Source organism: Pantoea sp. JKS000250 (genome assembly GCF_003201065.1).
Taxonomy (GTDB): Bacteria; Pseudomonadota; Gammaproteobacteria; order Enterobacterales; family Enterobacteriaceae; genus Pantoea; species Pantoea vagans.
The window spans coordinates 450524-469195 of record NZ_QICZ01000001.1 but is presented as its reverse complement, the minus strand read 5'-3'; the positions used below and the strand labels follow the sequence as shown (position 1 = coordinate 469195).

General features: G+C 55.0%; 17 protein-coding genes. 8 read left to right on the top strand and 9 right to left on the bottom strand.

Annotated features, from left to right (window positions below):
• Nucleotides 1-48 precede the first annotated feature (48 nt).
• The 3 genes from BY447_RS02360 to manX form a co-directional block, all read right to left on the bottom strand.
• Entirely contained in the window at nucleotides 49-894 is an 846-nt protein-coding gene (locus tag BY447_RS02360; protein ID WP_033783289.1) for a PTS mannose transporter subunit IID, read from the bottom strand.
• A gap of 15 nt (nucleotides 895-909) precedes the next feature.
• Nucleotides 910-1710 carry a PTS mannose/fructose/sorbose transporter subunit IIC gene (locus BY447_RS02355; RefSeq protein WP_033733019.1) on the bottom strand — a complete coding sequence of 267 codons (801 nt, stop codon included), beginning with the start codon at nucleotides 1708-1710 and terminating at the stop codon, nucleotides 910-912.
• Nucleotides 1711-1773: 63 nt separating this feature from the next.
• Nucleotides 1774-2736 (bottom strand): PTS mannose transporter subunit IIAB, encoded by a 963-nt coding sequence (gene manX, locus BY447_RS02350; protein ID WP_095707096.1) that lies wholly within the window; start codon nucleotides 2734-2736, stop codon nucleotides 1774-1776.
• 509 nt (nucleotides 2737-3245) lie between these two features.
• On the opposite strand from manX, the gene BY447_RS02345 reads away from it, so the two are divergent.
• The gene (locus tag BY447_RS02345; RefSeq protein ID WP_110330391.1) at nucleotides 3246-4838 is read left to right on the top strand and encodes a TerC family protein; all 1593 of its coding nucleotides are present in this window, start codon (nucleotides 3246-3248) and stop codon (nucleotides 4836-4838) included.
• A gap of 136 nt (nucleotides 4839-4974) precedes the next feature.
• On the opposite strand, the gene BY447_RS02340 is transcribed toward BY447_RS02345, so the two are convergent.
• The 4 genes from BY447_RS02340 to pabB all read right to left on the bottom strand — a co-directional run bounded on the left by BY447_RS02340 (nucleotide 4975) and on the right by pabB (nucleotide 10240).
• The gene (locus BY447_RS02340) at nucleotides 4975-6537 is read right to left on the bottom strand and encodes an EAL domain-containing protein (RefSeq protein ID WP_033783287.1); all 1563 of its coding nucleotides are present in this window, start codon (nucleotides 6535-6537) and stop codon (nucleotides 4975-4977) included.
• Nucleotides 6538-6762: 225 nt separating this feature from the next.
• Nucleotides 6763-8127: an L-serine ammonia-lyase gene (locus BY447_RS02335; RefSeq protein ID WP_110330390.1), complete on the bottom strand. Its 1365-nt coding sequence runs from the start codon at nucleotides 8125-8127 to the stop codon at nucleotides 6763-6765.
• Between the two features lie 186 nt (nucleotides 8128-8313).
• Nucleotides 8314-8877, bottom strand: a complete 564-nt coding sequence (locus BY447_RS02330; protein WP_110330389.1) for a CoA pyrophosphatase — start codon at nucleotides 8875-8877, stop codon at nucleotides 8314-8316.
• Nucleotides 8861-10240, bottom strand: coding sequence for an aminodeoxychorismate synthase component 1 (gene pabB, locus BY447_RS02325; protein ID WP_110330388.1), 1380 nt, complete (start codon nucleotides 10238-10240; stop codon nucleotides 8861-8863). Before pabB ends, BY447_RS02330 begins: the two co-directional genes overlap by 17 nt.
• A 110-nt stretch (nucleotides 10241-10350) precedes the next feature.
• Here pabB and BY447_RS02320 point away from each other — a divergent pair, with 110 nt between their 5' ends.
• Nucleotides 10351-10545, top strand: coding sequence for a YoaH family protein (locus BY447_RS02320; protein WP_013358092.1), 195 nt, complete (start codon nucleotides 10351-10353; stop codon nucleotides 10543-10545).
• A gap of 12 nt (nucleotides 10546-10557) precedes the next feature.
• On the opposite strand, the gene BY447_RS02315 is transcribed toward BY447_RS02320, so the two are convergent.
• Entirely contained in the window at nucleotides 10558-10902 is a 345-nt protein-coding gene (locus tag BY447_RS02315) for a RidA family protein (RefSeq protein WP_013358091.1), read from the bottom strand.
• A gap of 68 nt (nucleotides 10903-10970) precedes the next feature.
• Nucleotides 10971-11330 carry a hypothetical protein gene (locus BY447_RS02310; protein ID WP_061062632.1) on the bottom strand — a complete coding sequence of 120 codons (360 nt, stop codon included), beginning with the start codon at nucleotides 11328-11330 and terminating at the stop codon, nucleotides 10971-10973.
• Between the two features lie 341 nt (nucleotides 11331-11671).
• Between BY447_RS02310 and BY447_RS23330 the strand changes: the two genes are divergently transcribed.
• The 6 genes from BY447_RS23330 to fadD all read left to right on the top strand — a co-directional run bounded on the left by BY447_RS23330 (nucleotide 11672) and on the right by fadD (nucleotide 18669).
• Nucleotides 11672-11839 (top strand): hypothetical protein, encoded by a 168-nt coding sequence (locus BY447_RS23330; RefSeq protein WP_013358089.1) that lies wholly within the window; start codon nucleotides 11672-11674, stop codon nucleotides 11837-11839.
• 644 nt (nucleotides 11840-12483) lie between these two features.
• The gene (locus BY447_RS02305) at nucleotides 12484-13221 is read left to right on the top strand and encodes a carbonic anhydrase (RefSeq protein WP_110330387.1); all 738 of its coding nucleotides are present in this window, start codon (nucleotides 12484-12486) and stop codon (nucleotides 13219-13221) included.
• Nucleotides 13222-13470: 249 nt separating this feature from the next.
• On the top strand, nucleotides 13471-15387 hold the full coding sequence (locus BY447_RS02300) for an ATP-dependent DNA helicase (RefSeq protein ID WP_013358086.1): 1917 nt from the start codon (nucleotides 13471-13473) through the stop codon (nucleotides 15385-15387).
• 44 nt (nucleotides 15388-15431) lie between these two features.
• The gene (gene tsaB, locus BY447_RS02295; RefSeq protein WP_110330386.1) at nucleotides 15432-16130 is read left to right on the top strand and encodes a tRNA (adenosine(37)-N6)-threonylcarbamoyltransferase complex dimerization subunit type 1 TsaB; all 699 of its coding nucleotides are present in this window, start codon (nucleotides 15432-15434) and stop codon (nucleotides 16128-16130) included.
• 60 nt (nucleotides 16131-16190) lie between these two features.
• A complete protein-coding gene (locus BY447_RS02290; RefSeq protein WP_110330385.1) occupies nucleotides 16191-16787 on the top strand; it encodes a Slp family lipoprotein in 597 nt (198 codons plus the stop codon).
• Nucleotides 16788-16992: 205 nt separating this feature from the next.
• Nucleotides 16993-18669, top strand: coding sequence for a long-chain-fatty-acid--CoA ligase FadD (gene fadD, locus BY447_RS02285; protein ID WP_146210981.1), 1677 nt, complete (start codon nucleotides 16993-16995; stop codon nucleotides 18667-18669).
• Nucleotides 18670-18672: the final 3 nt, after the last annotated feature.

The window sequence follows — 18672 nt, the reverse complement described above, 5'->3', positions numbered from 1 at the left end:
GCTCACCACGCTTAAAAGCCGGGAGCAGAGGCTCCCGGCAGGATGAAATTACAGACCGAGCAGGCCGATCCAGTAACCAAAGATACCGATGGCAAAGAAGCCGACGATAATCCACAGCGCATTCACTTTACGGCGTAACAGCCACATACAGCCAAAGGTCAGCAGCAGCGGCACAATGCCTGGCATCAGCTGATCGAGGATTGACTGTACCGTAGTGACGGTGGTTTTGCCGGTTGAGTCAGTAATGCGCGACACCACCAGTGGTATGTTGACGTGCGTCCACTTGTTGACCAGCGCCCCCATGACAAACAGCCCCAGAATCGAGGCGCCCTCAGTGAGCTTCTGCAGGAAACCGCCGCCCATGTCGCTGACGATGTCGATCCCTTTGCGATAGCCATACGCCACGCCGTAGTAGCGGGTCAGCAGACGTGCCAGGTTAAACAGTACAAAGAACAGCAGCGGACCCAGCAGACTGCCGCTCATGGCAATACCGGCACCCAGTGCGGCAAACACCGGACGTACCGTACCCCAGAAGATCGGGTCGCCAACACCGGCCAGCGGTCCCATCAGCCCGACTTTCAGGCCGTTAATCGCACCGTCGTCGATAGGTGCGCCGTTGGCACGCTGCTCTTCCATCGCCATGGTAACGCCCAGTACCGGCGCGGCGACATAAGGATGGGTATTGAAAAACTCCAGATGACGTTTTATCGCCTGCCTGCGCTCATCGTTATTCTCAGGATAGAGACGGCGGATGACCGGCACCATTGAGAAGCAGAAGCCCAGCGCCTGCATACGCTCAAAGTTCCATGAACCCTGGAAAAGGTTAGAGCGCAGAAAGACGGCGCGGACATCACCGGGGGTCAGTTTCTTTTCAACTTTCGTCATATCAACCATGTGATCACCTGTTCCTTAATCGAGTTCGTTATCAAGATCGTTTGCGGTTGCAGCACCCGTGGGTGCGCCCGCCACACGGTTATATTTCGGGCTGAGCTGAATGTAGAGCACCGCCATCACCACGCCAATGACGCCCAGCGCCACCAGGTTGAAGTTGGTGAAGGCCGCGGTAACGAAGCCGAGGTAGAAGAACGGCATCAGGTAGCCTGCGCGCATCATATTGATGACCATCGCGTAACCGACCACCACAATCATGCCACCGGCGATATTCAGGCCGTTGGTGACGACTTCAGGAATGGAACTCAGCAGCGCATGAACGGCACTGGTGCCGACCGAAATCGCCACAATCAGCGCCGGGATGGCGATACGCATCGCCTGTAACAGCAGGGCAGAGACATGGATCCAGGAGATGGCCGTAAGGTTGCCTTTCTCGGCAGCTTTATCAGCCGCATGCTGGAAGGCTACGGTCAGCGTACGCACGATAATGGTCAGCACCTGTCCGGCGGCAGCCAGCGGAATCGCCAGTGCAATACCGGCACCCACACTCTGACCGCCAGCGATGACCAGGATAGTGGAGATGATAGAGGCGAGGGCGGCATCAGGGGCAACCGCCGCACCGATGTTCATCCAGCCCAGTGCAATCATCTCCAGCGTACCGCCGATGATAATACCGGTTTTCATATCACCCAGTACGATACCAATCAGCGTACAGGCGACCAGTGGGCGGTGAAACTGGAACTCATCCAGAATCGACCCCATACCGGCAATACAGGCGACAATAAAAATCAAAATAATTTGTAGCGAGGTAATTTCCATCATACTTCTTGTCCTCAGCAGGATAATCAGGAGCCCGGAAACGCAGGCGCAGAAGTGCTTCTGTTACGCGTTTACTTTCGCAATCAGATCCATCATTTTCAGTTTTTGATCGCTGGAAACTTTACGCACTTCCAGTTCAATATTGCGTTCATTGAGTTTGCGGAATGCGGCGATATCTTTTTCATCAACCGAGACCGCATTATTGACCTGGGTTTTCCCCTGGCGGAACGCCATCCCGCCGATGTTGACCGTTTTAATATCGACACCCTGTTCAACTACGCGCAGGACATCGGTGGGGTTGGTAAACAGCAGCATGACGCGATCCTGACCATACTTCGGGTTGTTCCACACCCGCACCATTTTGTCGACATCCACCACATGGGCCGTCACGCCGGGTGGCGCGACCTGCGTCAGCAGGGTTTTGCGCACGTGATCGTTGGCCACTTCATCGCTGACCACGATAATACGCTGAACGTTAGTCTCTTTAGTCCAGCGCGTCGCGACCTGTCCATGAATCAGACGGTCGTCAATGCGCGCCAGCCCGATCTTCATGTGATCACCAGGCGCCATTGGCTTAGCCGGTTGTGCCGCAGCGGCCGGTTTCACCGCAGCCGGTGCCGGCGCTTCTTCTTTGGCTTTCAGGGCTTTGACCCCTTCACGACCGGTCTCCACCGCCACGGCGACCAGTTCGTCAAATCCGGGATCGTCATCGCGCGCCATCAGGGTTTCGACCAGCATCGGAATATTGACCCCGGCGATGACCTCATAGTGTGGCTTGTCGACAACAATGCGGCTGGCCGCATTGAACGGGCTGCCGCCCCAGGTATCGACCAGAAAAAGAACCCCCTTGCTCGTATCCAGTTCTGCCAGTCGTGCCTGATATTTTTCAATCAGCGTTTCTGCATTTTCACCGGGGACAAAGTCTATCCAGCCGATATTCTCCTGCTCGCCTAACAGCATTTCTGCTGTCTTCAGCAGTTGTTCCGCTGCCCAGCCGTGTGTACCAATTACTATCGCAATGGTCACGTGCTACCTCCGTTCGCTAGAGATGCTCATCTGAGTAAATGAACTGTATTGAGACATGTTTTGATTATCTGTTTAACCCGGTCGTTCGACTTTCTGATATAGCGCCGAAAAAACAGGGGTTAACTTCATCAAGGCGGTAAAGTCGCGATTTATTTTAGTGATCGAAAAAATAAATTATGTGATGTCTGTCAGCTATTCACCCCGTCAGGTGGCGCTTTACCTTTTTTATGCGCCCGATCATCCGTTATGCAGATTGTAAAAATAAGAAAATTTTTTGACGCAATTTACCGACCTGATACATTAACGTTCTGTTTATTACTCAGGAGTAACGGGCTTCAGCCCACCTTTATGGATCGTCACCGACGTCGCTTAATCTGTTCTTTGCGCCTGCTGGCGCGTCACCTTTCGCCTCGCGGCGTTTTCACCGCTTTCCCGACTACCCGGATGTCACGTTTCGCTGCGCTGACAGGCACCGGCTCGATCTGTTCCCTGTTCTGGAGTCATAAATAATGGAATTTTTATTCGACCCCTCAATCTGGGCGGGTTTACTGACGCTTATCGTGCTGGAAATCGTACTCGGTATCGATAACCTGGTGTTTATTGCTATCCTGGCCGACAAACTGCCGCCAAAGCAGCGTGATAAAGCACGTCTTATTGGCCTGTCGCTGGCGCTGGTGATGCGTCTGGGCCTGTTGTCGCTGATCTCCTGGATTGTCACGCTGACCACGCCTCTCTTCAGCGTAGGCGGTTTCAGCTTTTCCGGACGAGATTTAATCCTGCTGTTCGGTGGTTTCTTCCTGTTGTTTAAAGCGACCATGGAGCTACACGAGAGGCTGGAGAACCGTCAGCTTGACGGTTCCGCAAATCGGGGATATGCCAGTTTCTGGGCAGTGGTATTGCAGATTGTAGTGCTGGACGCGGTCTTCTCACTGGATGCAGTGATTACCGCCGTGGGTATGGTGAACCACCTGCCGGTGATGATGACTGCCGTGGTGATTGCCATGGGTGTGATGCTGCTGGCGTCTAAACCGTTAACCAACTTTGTTAACGCGCATCCGACCGTGGTGGTGCTCTGTCTGAGCTTCCTGTTAATGATCGGCCTGTCGCTGGTGGCAGAAGGCTTCGGTTTCCATATTCCGAAAGGCTACCTCTATGCGGCGATTGGCTTCTCGATTCTGATTGAGCTGTTCAACCAGATTGCACGTCGTAACTTTATTCGCCATCAGTCAAATCGTCCGATGCGTGAGCGCACCGCAGAGGCGATTCTGCGCCTGATGGGCGGCCGTAACCGTGCTCAGACGGCCAGCCATGGCAATAGCAGCAGTAACACCAGCACCAGTGAAGAGTCGGCGCTGACGGAAGCGATGCCGCAGGAAGCGTTTAAAGATGAAGAGCGTTACATGATTAATGGCGTGCTGACGCTGGCTTCCCGCTCGATTCGCAGCATTATGACGCCACGCGGTGATATCTCCTGGGTTGATGCGAATCGTCCGGTAGATGAGATTCGCGGTCAGCTGCTGGATACGCCTCACAGCCTGTTCCCGGTCTGCCGGGGTGAACTGGATGAAATTGTTGGCGTGGTGCGCGCCAAAGAGCTGTTGGTGGCGCTGGAGAGGGGTGTGGATGTGGCGACCTTCGCAGCGAATACACCAACCATTGTGGTGCCGGAGACGCTGGATCCGATCAACCTGCTTGGCGTGCTGCGTCGTGCCAAAGGCAGCTTCGTGATTGTCACCAATGAGTTTGGCGTGGTGCAGGGTCTGATTACCCCGCTGGACGTGCTGGAAGCGATTGCGGGTGAATTCCCGGATGAAGATGAAACGCCTGATATTGTTGCAGATGGCGATGGCTGGTTAGTGAAAGGCGGAACCGATCTGCACTCGCTGCAGCAGTTACTCGACTTCCATGAGCTGGTCGATCCAACAGAAGATCACGCCTCGCTGGCGGGCCTGCTGATTGAGCAGAAAGGGCAGTTACCGCTTCCCGGCGAGGTGATTGATATCACGCCGCTGCACTTCCAGATTATCGAAGCGACGGATTACCGTATCGATCTGGTGCGCGTCACCAAAGATAAACCGCATGACGAGGAAGAAGAGGGGTAACGCTTCACGTTGTCACCGAGGCGCTGCCGGTATCACCGGCCGCGCTGAATCTCTCTGACAGCCGCTGCTGAAACGCCGCGGCTGTTTTTTTATGTGCGGGGAGTCGTATCAGGGCGGCGCGGCGCTGACGCGGCAGTTAACGGCGGGCATCAGCCTGATGCAGCGTCAGCCAGGCTGGAAAGTCTTCCAGCGGCATCGGGCGGGCAAAATAGTAGCCCTGCAGATGATCCACCCCGCGTTCGCGCAGATAATCCGCCTGTTCAGCCGTTTCTACCCCTTCTGCTACCAGACTGATATTCAGGCGCTGGGCCAGCGAAATCACCATATCCGTTACCGTGGCGTTAATGGCATCCGTACCGATAGCCGCTGTGAAAATCTTGTCGATTTTGAGCACGTCTGGCTGCAAATCTTTCAGGTAGGAGAGCGAGCTGTGACCGGTGCCAAAGTCATCAATCGCCAGCCGGACGCCAATGTCGTGCAGTTGTGCAATCACCGATTGATCGACGACCGGCAGGGCATCCCGCTCAGTGAGTTCCACCACCAGTTGCGGCACCGGACTGGCAGGCCACCACAGGTTTTGCAGATCTTCCAGAATGGCGCGGTCGCGAAAATGAGTGGCGGCCACATTGATGGCGATATGAAAGGCGGGATCATCGGGCAACTGCGGCAGCTTTCTCACCACCTCGTTCAGCACAAAGCGCGTCAGCGGCTTGATCAGGTTCTGGCGCTCGGCCAGCGGAATAAAGACATCCGGTGCGATCCAGCCCTGGCGGGCGTTATGCCAGCGCAGCAGCAATTCTATCCCGTCACACTCGCCGCTTTTGCTGTTGATCAGCGGCTGGCAATAGACCATAAACTCACGGGCCGTAATGCCATAGCTGATTTGCCAGCTGAGGCTCATGCGATTTGCCGTTGCCAGCCAGATAATGTAGCCCATCAGCAGGCTCAGCAGCAGCGCCAGCGGCAGCTGTGAGGGAAGTGTCGCCAGCGCCAGCCGTGTCGGCGAAGGGCCATAGAGGGTGAGCGTAAACGGGTAGCGCAGCGAACCCTGCTCGTAACTCACTTCATCATCTGCCGGCACCGTTGGTTCTATCAGCGGATTGCCATACTCCAGGCTCTCACCATTAACATTAAACACAGCGCGTTCAACCCAGGGCAACTGAGGCTCCAGCAGGTAGTTACTCATCATTTCAATGTTGATAACCTGCAATATTCCCGAACGGTTATCCAGGCTTTTTGGCGTCCACAGCAGTAAAACCGGCGAGCCTTTCAGCAGATACTGATCGGTTGAGAGGGTCATACGCTGGCTGTTGAAGGCAAGGTCAGGATAAGTCTGGCTGAAAGGGATAGTGCGCGGGCCATAAATACTGGAGCAGTAAAGCATGTCGTTTTCGACCAGCAGAATGGCACGTACCGTCTGCAGAGAGGAGATTTTTTCGACGAGCGGAAAACGCACGTCCTGACAGGGAACGCCCACCAGCCCCAGCGTATTATTGGCTGAAACCTCCAGCGGTGAAAACATCCGGTCAAACCGCATAATCGCTTTGTCGGCGAAATCCATCGCCTGCTGTTCAATACGTGACTTCTCTTCGATGTAGCGAAAGGCCAGCGTTAATATCAGCACCACGGTGGCGATTGACAGTGCGATCAGCAAACGCTTGCGTCTGAATTGTCCAACAAATTGCTGGGCCATAAACATCAGTATCCACCTTCCCAAAAAGCCAGAAAAAAGCAAAAAATAACGGGGTTAGTATCGGCACGGCCAGGTCAATATTGAGGCCGGAATGCAGAAAAGCGGGTCTGGAAAGCTGCGCAGACCGGACGGCTGCGCGGAAAACACTCTACCGTTTAAACCTGCGCTGAGATAGCGCAGGATGCGGATTTTATTACGTTTGCACGTTATTTATGCGATTAAACGTTTCGCTTAATCACACTGAACTTTAATCGCCAGACCGCCACGGGAAGTTTCACGGTATTTCGCGTTCATATCCTTGCCGGTCTCATACATGGTCTCAATAACCTTATCCAGCGAGACGCGGGGTTCACTGGTGCGACGAAGTGCCATACGCGCCGCGTTAATGGCTTTAACCGAGGCGATAGCATTACGTTCAATGCAGGGAACCTGAACCTGACCGGCCACGGGGTCGCAGGTCAGTCCCAAATTATGCTCCATGCCAATTTCAGCGGCGACACACACCTGTTCCGGGCTACCCCCCAGCAGCTCTGCCAGACCGGCAGCCGCCATCGAACAGGCGACACCCACTTCACCCTGGCAGCCCACTTCCGCACCCGAAATAGAGGCGTTCATTTTGTACAGCACGCCTATGGCGCCCGAGGCGAGGAAATAGCGCAGGAAAATATCGGGCGTCACCGGCTCGATAAAGTGATCGTAGTAAGCCAGCACCGCAGGCACGATACCGCAGGCACCGTTCGTCGGCGCCGTGACCACACGGCCACCTGCGGCATTCTCTTCGTTGACCGCCAGCGCAAACATATTGATCCAGTCGATAACAATCATCGGATCGCTGGAGTGCTTGGTGGAGGAGGTCAGCAGGCGACGCAGGGAGGCGGCACGACGGGGTACGCGCAGCGGTCCTGGCAATACGCCTTCAGTATTCAGACCGCGATCGATACAGGCCTGCATGGTCTGCCAGATGTTGGTGAAATAGGCATGAATCTCGTCGCGGCTGTGCAGTGCCAGCTCATTTTTCATCACCAGGCCCGACAGCGACAGGCCGGTTTCGCGACAGTGCGCCAGCAAATCTTTGGCGGAGTGGAACGGCCAGGGCACAGAGACCTCATCCAGTGCCGACTGACCGAAGTGCTCTTCATCCACAATGAACCCACCGCCCACGGAGTAGTAGGTTTTCGACAGGATTAGCAGGTCGCCCGCAAATGCCAGCAGGCGCAGGCCATTTTCATGCAGTGAGAGGTTCTCACTGCGGAACACCATGCCGCCTTCGCGCGGGAAATCAACTTCATGCGCGCCTTTTGCCAGCAGCAGACGCTCACGCTGTTCAACATCTTTAATAAATGCGGGAATGGCATCGATATCTACCGTGTTCGGCGATTCGCCAGCCAGACCCATAATAATGGCGATATCCGTGTGATGCCCTTTGCCGGTCAGCGACAGAGAACCGTAAACATCCACGGCGATCCGGGTGACCTCCTGCAGCTTTCCCTGTTCGCAGAGCAAATCCACAAATTGTTTACCCGCTTTCATCGGGCCGACAGTGTGCGAACTCGAGGGGCCAATGCCCACTTTGAACATGTCGAAAACACTAATCACAGGTGACACTCCTCACATTTATTCTCAGTCTGCCGGGGCAGTTTATGGCGCCCATAGTAATGGTCATGCACCGGAAAAGAGCAGCTTTTCGCATGAAATAAACTTATCAAAACTGATAGAAAAAATTATAGCTCAGCCCGGCAGCTCGCTAACGGGCTGGAAGGGGGAAAAAGAAGTAGAAAGGTCTCAGAAGGCGATCTGTGTACTCAGTGAACGGATAATCCCTGCTGTCATGCCCCACACCAGATAATCCTGATAGCGCGACAGCCAGACTGGATGGCGTACACCCGCCCGATGCACCTCCAGCGCGCTATAGCGGCTGAGCTGCAGTGCCTCAGCCAGCGGCATCTCGAAGGCACTGCTCACCTCATCCGGATTAATCGTTAAGCGCAGATCGGCCGGAATAATGCCCAGCACTGGTGTTACCTGAAAGCCGGTGCTGCTGGTGACGGCGGGCAGCGCGCCTAATATCTCGACCTGCTGTGGATCGATACCGACTTCTTCCTGCGCCTCACGCAGGGCGGTGGCGATCAGCGAGGCATCGGTGTCATCCTGCATCCCGCCAGGAAAGGCGACCTGTCCGGCGTGTTTCCGCAGGGCGTGTGAGCGCTGCGTCAGCAACAGACCCGGTTCATGACGGGCTACAACCGGCACCAGCACCGCGGCATGACGTCCGGAAAGACGCTGCGTGCTGCGGGCCGGCTGCTGCAGGAGAAAGCGGTTGCGGAAAACCTCAAGCGTCAGTGCCAACTGAACCTCCTGTCTGTTCCAGAGCCGGTAAAATCCGGCTGACTTTGTCGAGCGTTTCCTGATACTCCGCTTCAGGATCGCTGTCTGCCACCAGCCCGCCACCCGCGGCACAGTAAAGCTGCTGGCCTTCGGCAATCAGTGTGCGGATCGTGATGCTGGTATCCATCCGGCCACACAGGCTAAGATAGCCGATACTGCCGCACCAGGCATTGCGCCGCTGCGGCTCCAGCTCATCAATAATCTCCATCGCCCGAATCTTAGGCGCACCGGTTATCGAGCCGCCCGGAAAACAGGCGCGCAGCAAATCGGTGGCCTGCAGGGTGTCAGGCAGCTGCGCCCGCACCGTGCTGACCAGATGATGGACGGCGGGGAAGGGTTCAACCACAAACAGTTCAGGCACCGTGACCGAGCCGGGTAGCGCCACGCGGCCAATATCGTTGCGCAGCAAATCGACAATCATCAGGTTTTCAGCCCGATCTTTCTCCGCATGACGCAGTGCCTCAGCCTGTTGCGCATCCGCAATCGGATCGGCACAGCGTGGCCGGGTGCCTTTAATTGGTCGGGTTTCAATCTGGTTTTGATTCAGCGACAGAAAGCGCTCCGGCGACAGGCTGAGGATCGCACTTTCCGGCAGGCGCAGAAACGCGCTGAACGGCGCGCGGTTAGCCGCGTTAAGCAGAGTAAACGCCTGCCACTCATCACCCTGATAACCGGCCTGAAAACGCTGTGCCAGGTTGACCTGGTAACAGTCACCGGCCTGAATATAGGCCTGAACCGCAGCAAAACGCGCGGCGTAATCGGCATAGCTCAGATTAGAACGCCAGCCGCTGGTCAGTGAAAAAGGCACGGCTTCACGCGCGGGCCACTGCGCCAGCCAGGCGGCGCGCGCCTGAGCGTCATTTAACGCCACCAGCGTCAGGGTTTGCTGATGATGATCGGCAATCAAGGCCCAGTCATAGATCCCCACGGCCATGTCCGGGGTTGTAAGATCGGCTGCGGCTTTTTGGGGCAGCAACTCAAACCGGCGGCCCAGATCATAACCAAACAGGCCGAGCGCGCCGCCCTGAAACGGTAGCGCTTCGCAGGCCGCAGGCGTCACGCCCAGCGCATCACACTGTTGCTGCACCAGCAGCAGGGGATCCGCGGCCGATTCGGACGTGCCGGTTGCATCGCTGATGGTCGTGATCGGCCCACGGGTCACCAGGGTGGCGTGGGGATCGGCCGTCAGAATATCGAAGCGGTTGTCGCTGTGGCTGGCCTGCGCGGAGGAGAGCAGCATCGCCCACGGCAGATGGGCAAGGGTGGCAAAACGCTGTGTCAGCGCATCCGGGGTATAATCAAGCGTGAGGGTTTCAACAATCATCGGGCAGACAAATCAGCAGGCAAAGAGGCGGTCAGACTGACATATTTTTTCCCGACTGGCACCTGTTAGTTCCGCATGGGATACTGTCGGCCCCAACGCAGGAGTAGAACATGTTTATTGGATTACCGGCTCTCTCACATGAGCAGCAACAGCAGGCCGTCGAACGTATTCAGGAGTTAATGACGGGTGGTTTATCGAGCGGTGAAGCGATCGCCCAGGTGGCGCAGGAAATCCGTCAGAATCACAAGGGCGAACAGATTCGGGCGTTATTCGACGACGAAGATGAAGAAAACGAAGAGGAATAACACCCGACGTCTTTAGCGTGCAGCGATGATTTTAATTTCGATTTTGTACTTTGGATTCAGCAGCCCGGCCTGAACCGTACAGCGCACTGGCGCATTGCCCGGTGAGACCCAGGCGTCCCAGGCCCGGTTCATGGCGGGGAAATCAGCCTTATCCACCAGAAAGAGCGTGGCATCAAGGATCTTACTTTTATCGCTGCCGAGCCGGGTCAGAATGGCATCAATCACCGCCAGCGCGTTAGCGGTCTGCGCTTCTGCGTCAGCCTCCAGATTTTCAGGCACGCTGGTGTAATAGATGGTGTCGTTATGAATAACAGCTTCGGACATGCGATGTTCCGGGTCAATGCGGGTAATACTCATCGGTTTCTCCCTGGTTAAGTGCGCATTAGCCTGGCACACTCCCGATATGGCTGTCACCCCCGTACGCCTTACAGGCAGCGCTCAACAATCGCCTGTCTGTCTGCCATCACATCCGGGGACATCCGGAAGGTCGTGAAATATTTCACCTCCGCCCCTTTTCTATGGGGTGAGACATCCGCAAAAATAGAATCTTCCCAGGTGAGGACGCTGATCTCGCTGCCGGCAGGCTGGGTGTGAGTGGTGTTATCCCGGGCAATAACGCTGGTGGTGGACCAGCCACGATAAATACAGTCGCTGAGCTGAGGGACGGTACGGGTGCTTTGACCCTGAAAAACGGGTGGCTGCAGACGAGCCTGATCAGGCGTGGGAGCCTGGCAGCCACAAAGTAGCAGCACGCCAGCCAGAGAGCCGATGCGGTAATAGTTCATAACATGCCTCCGCCTGAGTCAGGCTGTCGGGTTAAGGCCATCTGCATAACACCGCCTGAATGGCAATGTTAAACCAGTCTCAGCACGTCAGCCTGCGGGTGCCACATCCCAACCGTAAGCTGATTTAATCATTATAATCCGGGCGGTTATTTCCTCTCTGCGTTCCTCTGCATTTGATAACTGCATCACACTGTCGGTCTGGCAGGATTGAATGAGGTGTCAAAGGTTACTTGCCAGTCCATGACGTTAACAGGCGGGCAAAGGCACGGAATTGAGGGCGCTGATGGTTTAGAAATGGTATAAATCCGCCAAAGTTAACGCCACAGGATGAGGATGAGAATATGGCGAATACGCAGTATCTGTTTTGGGTAATGGCTGGCGCACTGACGCTGCTGTTTATTGTTATTGCGGCGTTTGTGGGGTTATCCAAAGGCAGTAAGCAGGGCGTGATTACATTTGCGGTACTGTTCGTCATTATGCTGGCGGGCGCGCTTTACATACACCATTAGCGCTAAGCAATCAGATCATTTTCAGACTGTTACAGCAATTTCACGCCTTGCTCACATTTCAGGCGGAAAATGTGCGGCCTCGTGTGCCGGTTAACTATGCTCAGTTGAAATAGCAGCACTGCTATTTATCACCGGAGGTAATTATGTCTGAACGTCCTGATTATGATGAACCGCTGCCAGATGATGCTGAGATCTATCCGGAAGATGAAGAAGAGGATGAGGAAGACGATCCGTCAGAAAAGGATGTTTAACCGTCTGAAAGGGATATCTGTCGAAGTGCCTTTCTTCTGATTCAGGCTTACACCGCAAAACCGCCAGTCGTGCAGTTTTGCGGTTTCTCACTTCTGTAGCCTGCACCGATTCGCCTCTTTCTTCGCTGTTTCATCTCTGAGCCTGCCGATCAATTTGTTCTTCAGGTTTACTACTGAGTCTATTTCCTGAGGCAGGTAATCCATTTTAATTATCGCGAAAACCGTTATTTGAAATATAAATTCTACAAGTGATATTTATTAAATTAACATCGATAAAAATTATAGACTCGTTATTCAATCCTGTTTTGATTAACCGCATTTTGTCATCTTGCTGACGCAAAGCTGAGAGGAATAGTATTCCTGCCGCACATTAGCTTATTAAGCAGGGATAAAATGAAACAACTAAAAATGTTAAGTCTGGTTATAGCGATTTCGTCTGTCAGCGCAGCAGGCGCCGCAGAGCCATACTGGACGTATGAAGGCAAAGCCGGTCCGGCGCACTGGAGTGAACTGACCAGCGACTTCCACATGTGTCACGAAGGCAAGTCACAGTCGCCCATTAATATTACAAATCCGATCGAAGGACATTTACAGCCGCTTGATCTGGCTTATCACACATCCGCTGAGAAGGTTATTAATAATGGTCACACCATTCAGGTAACCGTTGATGAGGAAGATGACTTTGTACTGGATGGTGAAAAATTCACACTGCGTCAGTATCATTTTCATACGCCGAGTGAAAACCAGATTAACGGAGAAACGTTTCCGCTTGAAGCCCACTTTGTTCACAGCAAAGAGGATGGCGATTTGGCCGTGGTCGCGGTGATGTTTAAGGTTGGTAAAGAGAATCCGGCACTGGTGCCATTAATTGACGCAATGCCGAAACAGGAAAACAAACAGGTAAACATTAACCGGCAGGTAGATTTACGCGCACTCTTTCCGGCAGACCTGCACTACTATCGTTTCAGTGGTTCCCTCACGACGCCACCCTGCAGCGAAGGTATTCGCTGGCTGGTGCTGAAAGAGCCGGTTACGCTCTCTCAGGCGCAGCTCGACGCGTTTAAGCAGGCGCTTCAAACCACCAATAACCGTCCGCTGCAGCATCTTAATGGCCGGATGATTGTTCAGTAATAACGGCTTTTAGCGCTTCTTCAGCCTGCGCAAATGACTGATATGTCCTCAGGCATACCGGCAACGCGATGGGTTCTTTTCAGGCGGCTTCGGGCCGCCTTTTCTGTGTCTGTCAGCTGTAAATTCGGGCGGCTTAAGACGGCATTGCTATCGGCATGAAAATCATAAGTATCTGATAGTGTTCGATTTTGCTTTGTTAATCCAATACTGACATAATTACAGTGTTTTTGCCGTTCTTAGTGAGGGTATGTGGCAGACGATTTTGCAGTGGATGGCGCTCTGGCGCTGGCGATCGCAGGCTTTAAGCCGCGTGAAGCACAACGTGAGATGGCGCAGGCGGTATCTGAAGCCGTAAAACAGCAGGGTGAACTGGTGGTCGAAGCCGGCACCGGCACCGGTAAAACCTATGCTTACCTGGCACCCGCTTTGCGGGCCGGTAAAAAAGTGATTGTCTCTACCGGATCCAAAGCGCTGCAGGATCAGCTCTATGCCCGCGATCTGCCCACGATGATCAAGGCGCTAAAGTTCAAAGGAAAAACGGCCTTACTGAAAGGACGTTCCAACTATCTCTGTCTGGAACGCATGGAACAGCAATCTATGGCAGGCGGCGATCTCACTGTACAGGCTCTGACTGACCTGGTGACGCTGCGCAGCTGGTCATCACAGACGGAAGATGGCGACATCAGCAGCTGTGCGGGCGTCACCGAAGACAGCCCGGTCTGGCCGCTGGTGACCAGCACCAACGATAACTGCCTCGGCACCGATTGCCCGCGCTATAAAGAGTGCTTTGTGGTTAAAGCGCGTAAGCGCGCCATGGACGCCGATGTGGTCGTGGTTAACCACCACCTGTTTCTTGCCGACCTGGTGGTGAAAGAGGGCGGCTTCGGTGAACTGATTCCCGAAGCGGATGTGATGATATTCGACGAAGCCCATCAGTTGCCTGACATCGCCAGTCAGTATTTTGGTCAGCAGCTCTCCAGCCGTCAGTTACTCGATCTCGCCAAAGATATTATTACCGCCTACCGCACCGAGGTGCGTGATGCTCAGCAGCTGCAGAAATCCGCTGACCGCCTGGCGCAGTGCGCGCAGGATTTCCGCCTTGCATTAGGCGATCCCGGCTATCGCGGAAATCTGCGCGAACTGCTCAGCGATAATCAGATACTGCGTATGTTCACCCTGCTGGATGATGCGCTGGAGCTCTGTTACGACGTCATCAAACTTTCTCTGGGGCGTTCAGCCCTGCTGGATGCCGCCTTTGAGCGGGCCGCGCTCTATCGTGGCCGGTTAAAACGGCTGCGGGCGATCAACGAGCCGGGCTACAGCTACTGGTATGAATGCACCTCGCGTCACTTTATCCTGGCGCTGACGCCGCTCTCGGTAGCGGAACGTTTTCGTGAGGTAATGGATAACCGCAAGGCGGCGTGGATTTTCACCTCGGCGACACTGGCGGTAGATGAGAAAATGGCCCACTTCGCCGAACGACTGGGTGTGAATGCGGCAAAGAGCCTGATTCTGAACAGCCCGTTCGATTTTGCGAAGCAGGCCCTGCTTTGTGTACCACGCAATCTTCCGGAACCTAACCGTCCCGGTGGCGCTCGCCAGCTGGCCGCGATGATGAAACCGCTGATCGATGCCAATAAAGGCCGCTGTTTCTTCCTCTGTACTTCGCATCTGATGATGCGAGAGCTGGCCGCAGAGTTTCGCGCCTCGATGACACTGCCGGTGCTCGTACAGGGTGAAACCAGCAAAGGTCAGTTACTGAAGCAGTTCATTGAGAAGGGCAATGCTCTGCTGGTGGCGACCAGCAGCTTCTGGGAAGGGGTGGACGTGCGGGGTGATGCGCTGTCGCTGGTGATCATCGACAAACTGCCCTTTACCTCACCGGAAGATCCATTGCTGAAAGCCCGAATGGAAGATTGCCGGATTCGCGGCGGCGATCCCTTTGCCGATGTGCAGTTGCCGGATGCGGTAATCACCCTGAAGCAGGGTGTAGGCCGTCTGATTCGTGATACGGACGATCGTGGTGTGCTGGTCATTTGCGATCAGCGTCTGGTCTCACGACCTTATGGCGCGCTGTTTCTCAACAGCCTGCCGCCGACGCCGCGCACACGGGACATTGCCCGTGCCATCGCCTTTATCCGCCAGCAACCCGAACCAGACGCATAATTTTATGCTAAGATGCGCGCCGTTTTCTTTCTTCTGAGGTAGTCATGTCAGCCCGAATTTTAGCGCTGGATACGGCGACAGAAGCCTGTTCAGCCGCCTTGCTGAATCAGCAACAGATTGATGCCCGATTCGAGATTGCTCCGCGCGATCATACGCAGCGTATTCTGCCGCTGGTCGAGGAGCTGCTGCTGGCGCAGCAGCTGGAGCTGACCGAACTGGACGCGCTTGCCTTTGGCCGGGGGCCTGGCAGTTTTACCGGCGTGCGGATCGGTATTGGTATTGCGCAAGGACTGGCACTGGGCGCATCACTGCCGATGATCGCCGTTTCCACTCTGGCGACGCTGGCGGAAGGGGCCTGGCGTCTGCACGGGGCAACCCGGGTCTTAACCGCTATCGATGCGCGGATGGGCGAGGTTTACTGGGCCGAATATCAGCGTGATGAGCAGGGTGCCTGGCAGGGTGAGGCCAGTGAAAGCGTGCTGTCACCCGAGGCAGCACTCGCCCGGATGCAGGCGCTTTCTGGCGACTGGATGACCGCCGGCACCGGCTGGCAGGCCTATCCAGCCTTGCAGCAGGGGCACGATCTGACCCTGAACGCCAGCGACGTTACACTGCCCGCCGCTCAGGATATGCTGCCACTGGCGAGCCTGGCGCTGGCGCAGGGAAATACGCTGCTGCCGGAGACGGCGGAGCCGACCTATCTGCGGAATGAAGTTGCCTGGAAAAAATTACCTGGCCGGTAAAATCCACGCAACTTATTGTTATACGTCCAGTCTAAGTCTTTACCTAACGGGAGAACGTCTATGTCGTCAATGTGTGGTAAAGAGCTTTCAGGTCTGCTGCTGACCTGTGTGCTGGCGTTAACCGGCTGTGTCTCCATTCCTGACACGCTGCAGGGCAGCTCACCTCAGCCGCAGCAGGATCTGTTGCGGGTGATGAGCGATCCCTCGCTCTTTGTCGGGCAGGAATCGCGCTTTGGCGGCAAGGTGGTGAATGTCACTAACCTGAACGGCAAAACCCGGCTTGAGATTGCGGCACAGCCGCTGGATGAGAGCGCCAGACCGCGTCTGGGTGCGGCCTCGGTTGGCCGGATTTATGCTGACATTCACGGTTTTGTTGATCCAGTGGATGTCAGAAACCAGTACGTTACCGTGCTGGGTACCCTGAAGGGCACGGAGCAGGGTAAAATTGGTGAGGCCGATTACAAATTTGCGGTCATCGATGTGCGCGGTTATCAGCGCTGGCGGATTGCCCAGCAGGTAACAGCACCGCCACAGCCGATGGATCCCTGGATCTGGTATGGTCCGACCCGTCATCGCGGCGGATACTGGGGGCCTAATCCCTACTGGGGAATGGTTAACACCGGACCTTCAGAGGTGCAGACCATCCTGACCGAATAAGTGTAAACATGATTTATCCAGCCCGGTCGCGGTGCTCGCTACCGGGCTTTTTATTGGCCTGTTTTCCCGGCACGAAATTTAGTGATGCACTTCGCAACCTCAACATGCCGAAACAGGCAAACTGGTACAATCAGTTAAAATATTGTTAACAAACCAGATTGGCGAGGCAGCGATGGAAATACAACATAATTATCGGGGTGGATCCTTGAATAAGGTTTGGCTGAAACGCTACCCGGCAGATGTGCCTGCCGAAATAAGTGCAGATCGTTACACCTCGCTGGTGGATCTGTTTGAGCAGGCCGCAAAACGCTACGCCGATCAACCCGCGTTCCTGAACATGGGTCAGAAGATGAGTTATCGTCAGCTGGAAGAGAAGAGCCGTGCCTTTGCTGCTTATCTCCAGCACCAGCTGGGCCTGAAAGCAGGTGACCGGGTGGCGCTGATGATGCCTAACCTACTGCAGTATCCGGTGGCCCTGTTTGGTGTGCTGCGTGCCGGTATGGTGGTGGTCAACGTGAATCCGCTCTACACGCCGCGTGAGCTGAAGCATCAGCTCAATGACAGTGGAGCCAGCGCCATCGTGATCGTCTCAAATTTTGCGCATACGCTGGAAAAAGTGGTGGCGGAAACCGCTGTGCGGCACGTCATTCTGACCCGGATGGGCGATCAGCTGGCACCGATCAAAGCCACATTGGTTAACTTTATCGTTAAGTATGTGAAGAAGCTGGTGCCGAAATACCATTTACCGGGCGCCATTTCGTTTCGCCAGGTACTGGAAGTGGGTGCCACGCTCAATTATCAGCGACCGACGGTCTCGAATGACGATCTCGCCTTCCTGCAATACACCGGTGGCACCACCGGCGTGGCGAAAGGGGCGATGCTGACCCATCGCAACATGCAGGCGAACCTGGAGCAGACTCGCGCGACTTACGGCAAGGTACTACGTGACGGAAAAGAATTTGTGGTCACCGCGCTGCCGCTTTACCACATCTTCGCTTTAACCGTGAATGGCCTGCTCTTCCTGGAGCTTGGCGGCCAGAATCTGCTGATCACCAATCCCCGCGATATTCCCGGCTTCGTTAAAGAGCTGAGTAAAGTGCCGTTTACAGCGATTACCGGCGTGAACACGCTGTTTAATGCGCTGCTCAACGATGAGCAGTTCAATAAACTCGATTTTTCAACGCTGCGTCTCTCTGCGGGTGGCGGAATGGCGGTGCAGAAAGTGGTGGCTGAGCGCTGGGAAAAGCTCACCGGACACTATCTGCTGGAAGGCTACGGCCTGACCGAATGTTCGCCGCTGGTATCCGTCAATCCGTATGACATCAACTGTCACACGGGCAGTATCGGCCTGCCGGTTCCTTCAACCGACGTACGCATTCTGGATGATGCCGGAAACGAAGTGCCGCCGGGGGAACCGGGCGAACTCTGTATCAGCGGCCCGCAGGTGATGCTGGGCTACTGGCAGCATCCGCAAGCGACAGCGGAAGTGCTCAAAAATGGCTGGCTCCACAGCGGTGATATTGTTACCGTTGATGAGGAAGGGTTTATTCGCATCGTAGACCGCAAAAAAGATATGATTCTGGTCTCAGGCTTTAATGTCTATCCGAATGAGATTGAAGATGTGCTGATGCAGCACCCGAAAGTGCGTGAAGCCGCGGCAATTGGCGTCCCCAGCGATCTGTCAGGTGAAGCAGTAAAAGTCTGCATCGTGAAAAAAGAGGCGTCGCTGACCAAAGAAGAGGTGCTCGATCACTGTCGACGCCAGCTGACCGGTTACAAGGTGCCAAAAATCATTGAGTTCCGTGATGAGCTACCCAAAACCAATGTAGGCAAGATCCTGCGACGTGAGCTGCGCGACGAGGCGAAGCCCGGCGCGAACTGAATC